The following is an 11399-nucleotide window of genomic DNA, read 5'->3' on the forward strand; positions in this document are numbered from 1 at the left end:
TCGTCTCTCCATCGCACGATCAATCGAGCGGCACCGTGAGGCGGTCGATCAGCGCCCGCGTCGCCGGGCGCACGCCGCGCCACCAGTCGAAGGCTTCCGCCGCCTGTTCGACGAGCATCCCCACGCCGTCCGCGATGTCGCGCACACCCGCGTTTCGCGCGAGGCGCAGGAAAGGGGTCAATCGCTTCCCATACGCCAGTTCGTACGCCGCGCCCTCGGGGCTGAAAACGCTTGGTGGAACGGGCGGCAGATCGCCCGTGAGACTGGCCGACGTCGCGTTGACCACGAGGTCGAAGCGTCCCATTGCTTCCAGATCGCCGTATCCGCAGGCAGAGATCGGGCCACGCGCGCTCACTTGCGCCGCGAGCGCACGGCCATTGACGATGTCACGATTCGCGATGACCATCTCGGCCGGTCGCGCGCCGAGGAAGGGCAGCAGCGCTCCCCGCACGGCTCCGCCCGCGCCGAGTACCAAGACGCGCTTGCCGGCCATCGGCAGGCCGAGATTCACCTCGATATCGCGCACGAGTCCGAGGCCGTCGAAATTCTCGGCGATGATCCGGCCGTTCTCGAACTTCATGGCATTGACCGCTCCCGCAAGCTCTGCTCGTTCGCTGTGCTCGTCGGCCATGGCGAATGCCTTCAGCTTGAACGGAGCCGTGACGTTCATGCCCTTGCCGCCTGCTTCAGCGAAGGCGCGCACGGTGTCAGCGAAGGCCTGCTCGGGTTCCAGCGGCCCTTCGATGGCCGTATAAGCCATGTCCTGCTGCGTTTCCTCGGCAAAGAGCCCGTGAATCAGGGGAGATCTGGTGTGTCCGATCGGATTGCCGATCACCGCGTATTGGTCGGTCATGGTGATCTCACTTCGAAAAGAGTACGCCGTCGGTTTGCATCGCGTCTATCTCGGCAGGAGCGAAGCCCAGCGACTGCGCCACTTCCGCGTTGTGCTGACCGAGGTCCGGCCCGACTTCGCGAATCGTCGTGTCGCAGTCGGAAAAGCGAAACGGCAGGTTGGGCAGGCGCAGCGTCCCGAAGCGCGGATGCTGCTGTTCGACGACCATGCCGCGCGCGATGATCTGGGGATCGGCCAGCACTTCATCGATGCGCTGCACCTTGGCGCAAGGCACATCCACACTGTCCAGCAGTTCGAGCACCTGCGCGACCGGTCGTGCGGCCACCCAGGGCTTCGCCACTGAAAGAATCTCAACGCGATTGGCGTTGCGGCCGTTGAGGTTATGGAAGCGTGTGTCGGTGCCGAAGCCCGCCGGTCCGCCGTTCGCCTCGACGAGCGTGGCGAAACGCTTCCACGCATCGTCCACCTGCGCGGCGATGACGAGATCGCCGTCGGCGGCGCGAAACACGCCGTAAAGCGTCGACGTCGGCATGTCGTGACCCGTCTGTTCGGGCAGGATGCCTTGCATCGTGTAGCACTGCACCGCGTACTCATGCATCGACACGAGCGTGTCATAGAGCGCCATGTCGATGTGCTGGCCCCGGCCGCTCTTCACGCGACCGAGTAGCGCGGCGTTGATCGCGGCGACCGCGTGGATGCCGGTGTACATGTCGCCGAGGGAAATGCGCATCAGGGGCGGCGGCGATCCGGGCTCGCCGATCATCTGCATGATGCCGCTCTTCGCTTCGGCGATCAGGCCAAAGCCCGCGCGATGCGCATCCGGCCCGGTGTGTCCGTATGCCGAGATCGAGCAATAGACGAGACGCGGATTGCGCGCCGAAAGCGCTTCGTATCCGAGGCCGAGCTTGTCGAGCGCGCCCGGCCGATAGTTCTCGATGAACACGTCGGCCGAATCGCAAAGACGCTGCATGAAATCCTTGCCGCGCGGGTCCTTCATGTCGACGCTCACGCCGCGCTTGCCCATGTTGAGCTGCAGAAAATAGGCGCTTTGCTGGTCATCGAGCACGGTGGCGTGCTGCCTGCCAGCGTCGCCGCTGCCGGGACGCTCGACCTTGATGACCTCCGCGCCGAGCGCCGCGAGGCAACGTCCCACATAGGGGCCAGCAAGGAAATGGCTGTAGTCGACGACGCGCATACCTTCGAGAGGGCGGGCTTGCATCAGAACGCTCCCGGACGGCGCGGCACCATCAGGCGATGCTCGCCGCGCTGGACGATCTGGCCATCCTGATCGATCAGCTCCGACGGCAACACGACGATGCCCCATTCCGGACGACTCTTGCTCGCGCGCATCGCGCCCACGCGGAATTTCACATGCAGCACGTCGTCGACCTTGATCGGCAGCAGGAAGTCCCACGTCCACCCGAGCGACATGCCCGGCAGGAAGCGATATTCGCTTTGTGTCTTGAGCCCGTCCGCGATCGACAATCCGAACAGACCGTGAGCGACGATCGAGCCGAAGTGGCTGGCGTTGGCATAGGCCTCGTCGACATGCACGGGCGTGTGGTCGCCCGTGAGGTCGGCGTAGGCCAGGATGCGTTCCTTGGTGACCGTGTAGGTCGGGCTCAGGCATTCGTCGCCTTCGCGGGCGTCGTCCCAGTATTTCCCGATGATCGTCATGGTCACGCCTCCGAGCGTGGGTTGATCGCCAGCGCCTGCGTGACGCATGCTGCGGGTTTCGCCTGAATCAGTTCAAGCGCGAGTCCATCCGGCAATCGCAGCCAGTTGCGCCCCTGCGGCATTTCAGTGACCCCGAACGCTTGCGCTGCAGTGAGCGCGGCTTCGAGGTCTTCGCACATCACGCCCAGATGGGCGAGCCGGCCTTCAGGGCCTTCGTAACTCGAATCGCCGATGAATTGCAGTCCGCCAAGCGTCCAGTACTGACGCGGTGCTTCGACGGTGCCGTCGACTTCGCGCATGGTCATGCCGAGGACTTCTTCGAAGAAGCGAATGTGCCAGTGGATGTCCTTCACCCGGATAGCCACATGTTCCAGATACGCTTTGGAGCTGCTCATGCTGTCGCTTCCTCTCGTTGCTGGTCCGTCATGGCGCGCTCGATGCCCTTGATGCATGCGACCAGCGTCGAGTTGACCGGTGTCGGCACGCCGAGCCGTTCACCCCAGCGCACGACCGCTCCATTGATGAAGTCGATCTCCGTGACCGAGCCTTTCTCCAGGCTTTGCAGCATCGAAGTCTTGAACGCGGGCGGAAGCCCTTCGGCTGCGAGATTCCACGCCTCATCCGCTTCGATCATGGACAGTTCGATGCCGGCCGCCTTCGCGACGGCCATCGCCTCGGACACGGCGGCCAGCGCGGTCGCCTTGAGAATGGGCTCTTTATAGAGTTGGCCGTAGGCAAGACGCGTGATGCCGGTCAGCGCGCCTGTCGCGACGTTGATCAGCAACTTGTCCCACATCGTGCCGAGGATGTTGTCGCTGACCCGGGTTTCCAGATTCGAGGCGTTGAATTCTTTCGCGATCGATTGCGCGCGGCTCGTGATCTGGCCGTCCAGTTCGCCGATGTACGTGAGTTTTCCACTCACGCCGCGCTGGATATGGCCGGGCCCCCGAAGCACGCCTCCGACGTATGTCTTGCCGGCCAGCACGCGGTTTCGGCCGACGATTTCGGCGAGGACATCTTCGTGCCCGAGGCCGTTCTGCAACGACAGCACGAGCGTGTTCGGCCCGATCAGCTCCAGCGCGCCGCGCATGGCCGAATCCGTGTGAAAGGATTTCACCAGGACGACGATCAGGTCAGTCGCGCCGACGTCAGCGGCATGCGTCGCCGCGCGGACCTCGATGCGCCGGGAACCATCGGCGTCGTCAACGAGCAGGCCATCGCGACGCATGGCGTTCACGTGCGCCGGCGAACGGTCGATTAGCCAGGTTTCGTGGCCACCTTCGGTCAATGTGGAACCGATCGCGCAGCCCAGCGCGCCAGCCCCCAGAATCGCGATCTTCATTTGCGTCTCCAGATGTGTTGACGCAACGATAGAAGTCGCCGCTCATGTTGACAATGCAATGGCTACAATGAGCTCATTGCGAAACATAATAATGGTCATGAACCGCGCCGAACTGCCCGACCTGAAGCTGTTGCAGCTTTTCGACCTTCTGTACGACACCCGGAGTGTCACCCGCGTGGCGGAGCAGCTCGGACAGAGCCAGCCAACGATCAGCATCTGGCTCGGACGGCTGCGTGAATTCCTGCAGGATCCTTTGTTCATCCGCACGCCCGGCGGCATGGCTCCCACGCCGCAAGCCGACGCGCTGATCGGGCCGTGCCGCGAGATTCTCGAATCGCTGCGGCGCTTCGCTGCGTGGGAGATCGCGTTCGATCCCGCCACCGCGAAGCGCCGGTTTCGCATCTGCATGACGGATGCGAGCCACATCACGCTGCTTCCTCGAATGCTGGCGCACATTCGGGCGCAGGCGCCAGGCATTCGCCTCGAGGCGGCGAGGATCGATGGAAACACTGAACGGGCGCTCGAGTCAGGGGAGGCGGACCTGGCAATCGGCCATGTGCCGTGGCTCAGCGGCGGCATTTACCAGCAGCAGTTGTACACGCAGGACTGGGTGTGCCTGACCAACCGGCATCATCCTCGGGTACGCTCCAGGCTTGGGTTGAAGCAATACCGCACGGAGGGACATGTCGCCATCGCGGCCGGAACGGGCGCCCAATTGCTGGAACAAGCGCTTTTGCGCGAACAGATTCAGCGCGATGTTGTGTTGGAACTGCCGGGATTCCTCGGATTGGGCGCGATCATCCAGACGACCGACCTGATCGCCACGCTGCCTCGCCACATCGGCCAGACGCTTGCGCAGGTCAACGATCTGTCAGTTCGTGCATGCCCGGTTCCCGTCGAGGAATTTGCTGTGCGCCAGCATTGGCACGCGCGGTATCACCATGAGGCGGGCAATCGCTGGCTGCGGGAGACAGTGGCGCAGTTATTCAGCAGCATGCGCTGAGGCGTCGCTTTCGAGCGGAGCGGCCAGAGTTCACTTTTCGGCCGCGAGATTGTTTCTGACCGTTCGAAGCAGGGTGCCGAGCTGCTGCATCTACTCTGGAAAGAATCATCTTGAGTAGCGGCGTTGTCGAGCATCGAGGGTTTCCCATTCTAGAGTTAGCCCGTGCTCTGAACAGATGCTTAAGCATTTATCGATTGCGTCACGCATGGAATCCAGGTTCATGCGTTGTCTTTGAAGCGCCGACCATGCGCTCTCAGACATCGAATGCACGAAGGCCGCGCGTGACTGCGGGCCTTGCCTCGACCCGTTCATACCAGCGACGCAGATTGGGCAATTGATTCCAGGGCAGATGTTCCTTGACCGACGAGGTGATCGTGAACGCCGCAATGTCCGCGATAGAGAACGCCTCGCCGGCTATGTATCCATTCGCGTCGGGATACCGCTCGGCCGTCGCGACGGTCGCGAGCATGCGCTCGATCAGAAGCGCCCGCGCGTCTGAAGCGCCTGCTCGTCCGAGAAAAAAGGCGGCATGACTCGGAGCGATCACGTCGGTCACGAAGAAGAAGAAGCGCTCATACGCGACGGCGCGCGCTCGGTCGTCTCCCGGCAGCAGGCGACCCGGCCGCTGTTCCGCTGCATAGAAGACGATTGCGTTCGACTGGGTGATGACGAACGGTGCTTCGTCTGTTTTCCTTTCGACCAGAACCGGTACTTTTCCCGCCGGGTTCAGCGCAAGATGCGCGGATTGCTTTTGCTCTTGAATCGCGAGATCGACGAATCGAACCGTGTAGGGCAGTCCGGCTTCTTCCAGAGCGATCGCCGCGCGGATGCAGTTGCCGGTGGGGGCGCCGTGAAGCTCTAAGCTCTTGGTCATTTCAGGATCCCTTGCGCCTATCGCTGAATTTGCGCGAGCGATCATCGACGGGCATGAAAGTTTGCGGACTCACGCAATCATGCGCCAAAAAATCGCCGGTTCGCGCGAACGAATTCCTCGACCGTCTGTGGCGCCTTTCCCGTGACGCGCTCGATGATGTTATCGACGCCTTCGAACACGCCGTTCCGGTAGTCGATGGCTACTTCGATGAAGTGCTGGATCGTGAACTCGGGAAGATCGTATTTCCGCAAATGCTCGCGATAACCGTCGAGCGTGTCCGGGCTGTACGTGATCTTCTTGTCGATGACCTGGCTGATCTTGTCCGCGATTTCGTGGTAATCGTGCTCCGCCGGTCCGCAAAGCTCGTACGTCTTGCCGATGTGGCCGGACGGCTTCGTCAGCACCGCGGCGATGAAGCGAGCCTGGTCCTCGGCCGCGATCGGAGCGTGACGTCCGTTGCCGTAGGGGAGCGCGATCTTTCCATCGTTGACGATCGTATCGCGCACCCACGGGAAAATAAGCCATTCGGAAAAGAACGTCGGGCGGATATGAACAGTCGGTACGCCCGACCAGTCGAGAACGCGTTCTGCAATCCAGTGATCGCGTGCGGCATTGCTCTTCGAGTCTTCACGGGCAGAGATCTGTGACATCTCCACGACGACATCGAGACCGGCGCGCCGCGCGGCATCGGCAAAGTACGCCGTTCCCTGAATGAATCCGGGACGCACCGGGTAACAAAGGTACGCGCCCGACACACCCGCGGCGGCGCGAATCAGATCGTCATGCCTGAGCAGATCGCCCACGACTACTTCCGCGCCCGCGGCACGAAGCGCGGCGCTGCGCTCGTCTTCCGTGCGGACCATCGCGCGGACGGCATGGCCCGCCTCCAAAAGGTTGTTGACCGTATGTACGCCGGTTTTCCCTGTAGCGCCGGTGATCAGGAATTTGCGTTGTTGCATGACGAAGCCTCCAATCGATAAGTAAATGCACCCGCGAAGGTGAGGAAATTTCTTTGCCCAGTGGTCGAAATGTGCATATGCACAATTAGATGCGAGTTTTTCAGTCTCGAATTGCCGGTGAGACTCAAATCGCAGCGACGTGTCGCCTGACGTCTTCCAGCAGCGCTGCCGACGCCGCGGGGTCAGCAATGATTCGGGACATGGTCAGCGCGCCGATCATGGCCGATAGCGCAAACACGGCCTTCGAATGGTTCGGCTCGTCCTCCGAACTTCGAATGCGCTTTGCCAGCATGTCGACAAACTCGTCGAAGCCGCGCGATGCGGCCGCGCGCGTGGATTCGTCCGCCCGCGCGAGTTCGCTGCCCATGCTTGCAAGGGGGCAGCCGCTCGCCGGACTGTCCCGGTGCGACGTCGACATGTAGGTATCGACGAGCGCCCTGAACCCTTTCTTGCCAGTGGCTTTCCCGGCTGCGGCCTCGAGTGCACCGACGATGTCGGCGATGGCCGCTTCACAGGCTTCGGCGACCAGATGCTCCTTCGACCCGAAATGCCGATAGAACCCGCCATGCGAAAGGCCGGCGGCGGCCATCACGTCGGCGACGCCGGTGGCGTGGATGCCGTTCGTCCTGAGTTCTCCCGCTGCGATTTCGACGATGCGGCGTCGGGTCTCCGCCGTTTCGAGTTTGGACTTCTTCATGGTTCTGCTTGCAGTGTGATCGAATTTTTTAGATGATAGACGTCATCTAAAAAGAAATCAAGGAAAGGAATGACATCGCTTGAAACAATGCGCGCGTCATCGATTTCCCTGATTTTTCACAATGCGATGTGGCCATGCGCCACGCTTGACGACTGCCCAATAGAGCCAACCGATCAGCACCAGCGCCACGGCCCCGAACATCGTTGGCAAGGCGAGAAAAGACCAGCCCCGCTGCGTTGCGAAAATGATGACCGGATTGCTGCCGGCCGGTGGATGAACCGTTCGCGTCAGCATCATCAGCATGAGTGCGGACGCTGCGGCAAAGGCCATGGGCATGTACCCCGGGCCGAATAACTGCAAACAGACGAGGCCTGTCAACGACGTCAGGACGTGCCCGCCGATGATGTTTCGCGGTTGGGAGAACGGGCTCGATGGAAAGCCAAACAGCAGAACACAGGTGGCCCCGAACGAACCGAGAATCCATGGTTCCGAGGTTTTCTGTGCCAGCATGCCGACGAAAGCCAAACCAACGAACGCGCCCACGCCAGCAAGCACAATGCTGCGAGTGTGAGCGCGTCTCGTCGAGGCCCCGTTGGCGCCGGCGGAAGCGGCAGACGGGGTTGTCATCGAAATCAGGCCTTCTTGAAGCGGGCCGCTTCTTCCGAGCCCTTCGTCGCGTTGCCGGCACTGTAGGAGTGTGCGCCGACGCCCGCGAGCTTGCCGCCCTGGACAATCAGGTATTCATCGCGAATCGGGCGACCTTCGAAGTAGCATTCGAGAATCTCGCGCGTTCCCGCTGCGTATCGCGCCTGTGCGGAAAGGCTGGTGCCTGAGATGTGAGGCGTCATCCCCTGATGGGGCATGCCGCGCCACGGATGGTCAGCCGGTGCGGGCTGAGGGAACCAGACGTCGCCGCCATAACCTGCGAGTTGACCGCTCTTGAGCGCGTCGACGATCGCGTCGCGGTCGCACAGCTTGCCGCGAGCGGTATTGATCAGGTAAGCGCCGCGCTTGAAATTCTTCAACGTCGCCGCGTTGATCATGTGCTCGGTTTCCGGGTGCAGCGGGCAGTTCAACGTCACCACGTCACACACACGGGTCAGGCTTTCCAGATTCGAGTGATATGTGAGATTGAGCTCCTTCTCAACCGACTCGGGGAGACGATGCCGGTCCAGGTAGTGCAGCTTCATGTCGAATGGCTGGAGCAGTCGCAACACGCGCAAACCGATCCGGCCCGCGGCGACCGTGCCGACGTGCATCCCTTCGACGTCGTATGAACGTTCGACGCAGTCGGCAATGTTCCAGCCGCCTTCGTTGGCCCAGTTGTGCGATGGAATGTAGTTGCGTACGAGAGCGAGTGTCGTCATCACGACATGCTCAGCCACGCTGTTGCTGTTGCAGTAGGTGACTTCGGCTACCGTGATGCCACGGTCCATGGCTGCTTGCAGGTCGGTGTGATCCGAACCGATTCCGGCCGTGACGATCATCTTGAGTTTAGGCGCCTTCGCAATGCGCTCGGCCGTCATGTAGGCAGGCCAGAACGGCTGCGAAATCACGATTTCGGCGTCATGCAGCTCTCGGTCGAGGACGCTATCAGCACCGTCCTTGCTGGACGTCACCACCAACTGATGGTCGTTCGACTCCAGATATTTCCGGAGGCCCAGCTCGCCGGAGACGCATCCCAGCAAGTGGCCCGGCGTGAAGTCGATTGCCTTGGGCGTCGGAGTGGTCTGGCCGTCGGGATAACACGTGATTTCCGGAAGGCTGTCACGGGCGTACTCCTTCGGCATACCGTTGACCGGATCGTCGTACAGCACACAAATAATTTTTGCCACGATATCTGTCTCCACTCTGATGGACGTTTTGTTCCGGGGCCGTTGGCGCCACCGGCTCTTCGATCGCGCTCCTGTGGCGGATCGATGGACAGAGTGTTGACGATAAGAGCAATAGCGATCCAATCGTTTCGCCGAATCACTTGATAAGCGTGGCTTATCACCCTTTTCGACGCCGCCGCTATTCTGGCGTATATCACCCAATCTACTACTAGATAGGCGGCGCACCACTATACGAACTTGGACGCCGGACCAAGTTATCGTTATATTGATGCATATATAACGAGGAGTGGGAATGGCGATGAATCAGCAGCGGGTCGGAGAAAACTTTGTACTCGATTCAATGAGGTTTGCGCGCGACAGAACGTGGGACGTCGTCAATGAGATGAGCGCGCGGGTGCGGCCGGGGATGCTCGAATCCGAGGCGATCGCCGAATGCAAAAACGTCATGACCGCGCTCGGCATGGAGCGGATCTGGCATCCGTCGCTCGTGCGATTCGGTGCGAACACCCTCAAGACGTTCAAGGAGCGCTCGGAGGGCGATCCACGCCTGGCCGAGAACGATATCTTCTTCATCGATCTGGGGATCGTCTGGAAAGGTCATGAAGGCGATGCCGGTGCGACCTTTGTCGTCGGCGACGATCCGGAGATGATCGAATGCGCCGTGGCTGCTCAGCGCCTGTTCGATGAAGTCGAGGCGCACTGGCGCAAAACAGGAACGACCGGCATATCGCTTTACGACTACGCGGAGTTTCGCGCGAACGAAATGGGCTGGCGACTGAACCTGGACATAAAAGGCCATCGTGTGAGCGATTTTCCGCATGCCGTCTACAAAGCCGGCAAGCTCGGCGATTTCGATGCGTGTCCGGATATCGGATTGTGGATTCTCGAAATTCAGATAGCGCACCCGACACGGCCATTCGGCGCGTTCTACGAAGACTTGCTTGTCTGATCATCGTTCAATAGCCCGACACCCACTGAATGTTCATCAGACAACTGAAGTATCTCGTCACGCTCGCAAAGGAACAGCATTTCGCGAAGGCGGCCGAGTCGTGCAACGTCTCGCAGCCGGCGTTGTCGTCTGCGATCCGAAGTCTCGAGTCTGAGCTCGGTCTCGTGATCGTGAAACGCGACCGTCGCTTTATTGGATTTACGGAGGAGGGCGAGCGTGTGCTCGGTTGGGCACGTCAAACACTGGCCGCGCTCGAACACATGCGGCAGGACGCTTCCGCCTCGCAGGTGCGGTTGACGGGCACTCTGCGCTTTGGCGTCATCCCGACGACGATGCCGATCATCGGCCTTCTGCTCGGGGCGTGCCGTGCGAAGCACGACGCAATCCACTATTCGGTGCGCTCGCTGAGTTCCGACGCAATCCTGCGGCAACTCGACGACTACGAGATCGATATCGGCTTCACTTATCTTGACGAACACGTGCAGGCGGGTTTCGAAGTATTGCCGCTTTATCGCGAGCGCTATTTCCTGTTGTCTCCGGCCGACGCAGTGATCGGAACGGCCGCGAGTGCGGGGCCGCGCGCGGCGCGCTGGTCTGAACTGGGCAGCTTGCCATTCTGTCTGCTCAGCACGGCGATGCAGAATCGTCAGGTGATCAGTGCGGCGTTCAGACGAGCAGGTGTCCAGCCGACCGTCGTGCTTGAGACCGACTCGCTTCTTGCATTGCATTCCAACGTGCAGCATGCCGGACTGCACAGCGTCTTGCCGCATAGTCTGCTCAGCGTGCTCGATGCTCAGGCAAGCAAGGCGCGCACCGTTCCGCTTGAACCCGAACTCACTCGTGAAATAGGCTTCATCGCACGTCGCGCGCCGACGATGCCGCCGCTGATATCAGCCATGTGGAGCGCGGCCACTGAACTCGATCTGCAACGGCGCTTCGACGCGCTATTGCCGAATGCCGGTGAAGGTTGATTAGCCTGAAGAACCGGCATACGGGCGTGAATCCTACCTTATTGTCCTCGCCCGGATCTGCGGCGGGGAGCCAACCGCGACATGCGCGGGTAAACGCCAGCACTCGTTGTTGAGCGTATTTATTGACACCCCTAGCAAATCTGATAGATTTCGCATTGATCGACGGCTTAACAGTCCTTCGTGCCAGAAAGATCCACACGCCCGAATGAGGCGAAATCAATCAATTAGTATAACTATGT

Annotated in this window: 13 protein-coding genes; 3 read left to right on the forward strand and 10 right to left on the reverse strand. The window is 61.0% G+C overall.

Features of this window, described 5'->3' with window-relative positions; translation table 11 throughout:
• Positions 1-19: 19 nt before the first annotated feature.
• The 5 genes from aroE to U4Y90_RS16360 are packed head-to-tail and all read right to left on the reverse strand — an operon-like array spanning position 20 to position 3872.
• Positions 20-853 (reverse strand): shikimate dehydrogenase, encoded by an 834-nt coding sequence (gene aroE, locus U4Y90_RS16340; protein WP_321795965.1) that lies wholly within the window; start codon positions 851-853, stop codon positions 20-22.
• Between the two features lie 7 nt (positions 854-860).
• Positions 861-2072, reverse strand: coding sequence for a CoA transferase (locus U4Y90_RS16345; protein ID WP_321795967.1), 1212 nt, complete (start codon positions 2070-2072; stop codon positions 861-863).
• Positions 2072-2530, reverse strand: coding sequence for a MaoC family dehydratase (locus U4Y90_RS16350; protein WP_321795968.1), 459 nt, complete (start codon positions 2528-2530; stop codon positions 2072-2074). The genes U4Y90_RS16345 and U4Y90_RS16350 overlap by 1 nt, the downstream gene beginning before the upstream one ends.
• A gap of 2 nt (positions 2531-2532) precedes the next feature.
• Positions 2533-2925 (reverse strand): VOC family protein, encoded by a 393-nt coding sequence (locus tag U4Y90_RS16355; protein WP_321795970.1) that lies wholly within the window; start codon positions 2923-2925, stop codon positions 2533-2535.
• Positions 2922-3872, reverse strand: a complete 951-nt coding sequence (locus U4Y90_RS16360; protein WP_321795973.1) for a ketopantoate reductase family protein — start codon at positions 3870-3872, stop codon at positions 2922-2924. Before U4Y90_RS16360 ends, U4Y90_RS16355 begins: the two co-directional genes overlap by 4 nt.
• A 97-nt stretch (positions 3873-3969) precedes the next feature.
• On the opposite strand from U4Y90_RS16360, the gene U4Y90_RS16365 reads away from it, so the two are divergent.
• Positions 3970-4875, forward strand: a complete 906-nt coding sequence (locus U4Y90_RS16365) for a LysR family transcriptional regulator (protein WP_321795975.1) — start codon at positions 3970-3972, stop codon at positions 4873-4875.
• 253 nt (positions 4876-5128) lie between these two features.
• On the opposite strand, the gene U4Y90_RS16370 is transcribed toward U4Y90_RS16365, so the two are convergent.
• The 5 genes from U4Y90_RS16370 to U4Y90_RS16390 all read right to left on the reverse strand — a co-directional run bounded on the left by U4Y90_RS16370 (position 5129) and on the right by U4Y90_RS16390 (position 9240).
• The gene (locus tag U4Y90_RS16370; RefSeq protein ID WP_321795977.1) at positions 5129-5794 is read right to left on the reverse strand and encodes a glutathione S-transferase family protein; all 666 of its coding nucleotides are present in this window, start codon (positions 5792-5794) and stop codon (positions 5129-5131) included.
• A 32-nt stretch (positions 5795-5826) separates the two neighbouring features.
• Positions 5827-6708 carry an NAD(P)H-binding protein gene (locus tag U4Y90_RS16375; RefSeq protein WP_321796146.1) on the reverse strand — a complete coding sequence of 294 codons (882 nt, stop codon included), beginning with the start codon at positions 6706-6708 and terminating at the stop codon, positions 5827-5829.
• A gap of 124 nt (positions 6709-6832) precedes the next feature.
• Positions 6833-7405, reverse strand: coding sequence for a TetR/AcrR family transcriptional regulator (locus U4Y90_RS16380; protein WP_321795979.1), 573 nt, complete (start codon positions 7403-7405; stop codon positions 6833-6835).
• A gap of 96 nt (positions 7406-7501) precedes the next feature.
• Complete coding sequence (locus tag U4Y90_RS16385; RefSeq protein WP_321795981.1) at positions 7502-8032, reverse strand: HPP family protein; 531 nt, start codon at positions 8030-8032, stop codon at positions 7502-7504.
• A gap of 5 nt (positions 8033-8037) precedes the next feature.
• The gene (locus tag U4Y90_RS16390) at positions 8038-9240 is read right to left on the reverse strand and encodes an NAD-dependent formate dehydrogenase (protein ID WP_321795982.1); all 1203 of its coding nucleotides are present in this window, start codon (positions 9238-9240) and stop codon (positions 8038-8040) included.
• A gap of 292 nt (positions 9241-9532) precedes the next feature.
• Here U4Y90_RS16390 and U4Y90_RS16395 point away from each other — a divergent pair, with 292 nt between their 5' ends.
• Positions 9533-10189 carry a M24 family metallopeptidase gene (locus U4Y90_RS16395; protein WP_321795984.1) on the forward strand — a complete coding sequence of 219 codons (657 nt, stop codon included), beginning with the start codon at positions 9533-9535 and terminating at the stop codon, positions 10187-10189.
• A gap of 29 nt (positions 10190-10218) precedes the next feature.
• Complete coding sequence (locus tag U4Y90_RS16400) at positions 10219-11160, forward strand: LysR substrate-binding domain-containing protein (RefSeq protein WP_321795986.1); 942 nt, start codon at positions 10219-10221, stop codon at positions 11158-11160.
• Positions 11161-11399 lie beyond the last annotated feature (239 nt).

Origin of the sequence: Caballeronia sp. J97 (assembly GCF_905220305.1) — a bacterium.
Taxonomy (GTDB): domain Bacteria; phylum Pseudomonadota; class Gammaproteobacteria; order Burkholderiales; family Burkholderiaceae; genus Caballeronia.

Excerpts from the sequence above, each read along its gene's own strand:
- U4Y90_RS16360 (WP_321795973.1), bottom strand. The coding sequence starts at position 3,872 with ATGAAGATCGCGATTCTGGGGGCTGGCGCGCTGGGCTGCGCGATCGGT.
- U4Y90_RS16400 (WP_321795986.1), top strand. The coding sequence starts at position 10,219 with ATGTTCATCAGACAACTGAAGTATCTCGTCACGCTCGCAAAGGAACAG.
- U4Y90_RS16395 (WP_321795984.1), top strand. The coding sequence starts at position 9,533 with ATGGCGATGAATCAGCAGCGGGTCGGAGAAAACTTTGTACTCGATTCA.
- U4Y90_RS16380 (WP_321795979.1), bottom strand. The coding sequence starts at position 7,405 with ATGAAGAAGTCCAAACTCGAAACGGCGGAGACCCGACGCCGCATCGTC.
- U4Y90_RS16365 (WP_321795975.1), top strand. The coding sequence starts at position 3,970 with ATGAACCGCGCCGAACTGCCCGACCTGAAGCTGTTGCAGCTTTTCGAC.
- U4Y90_RS16375 (WP_321796146.1), bottom strand. The coding sequence starts at position 6,708 with ATGCAACAACGCAAATTCCTGATCACCGGCGCTACAGGGAAAACCGGC.
- U4Y90_RS16345 (WP_321795967.1), bottom strand. The coding sequence starts at position 2,072 with ATGCAAGCCCGCCCTCTCGAAGGTATGCGCGTCGTCGACTACAGCCAT.
- U4Y90_RS16385 (WP_321795981.1), bottom strand. The coding sequence starts at position 8,032 with ATGACAACCCCGTCTGCCGCTTCCGCCGGCGCCAACGGGGCCTCGACG.
- U4Y90_RS16355 (WP_321795970.1), bottom strand. The coding sequence starts at position 2,925 with ATGAGCAGCTCCAAAGCGTATCTGGAACATGTGGCTATCCGGGTGAAG.
- U4Y90_RS16350 (WP_321795968.1), bottom strand. The coding sequence starts at position 2,530 with ATGACGATCATCGGGAAATACTGGGACGACGCCCGCGAAGGCGACGAA.
- aroE (WP_321795965.1), bottom strand. The coding sequence starts at position 853 with ATGACCGACCAATACGCGGTGATCGGCAATCCGATCGGACACACCAGA.
- U4Y90_RS16370 (WP_321795977.1), bottom strand. The coding sequence starts at position 5,794 with ATGATCGCTCGCGCAAATTCAGCGATAGGCGCAAGGGATCCTGAAATG.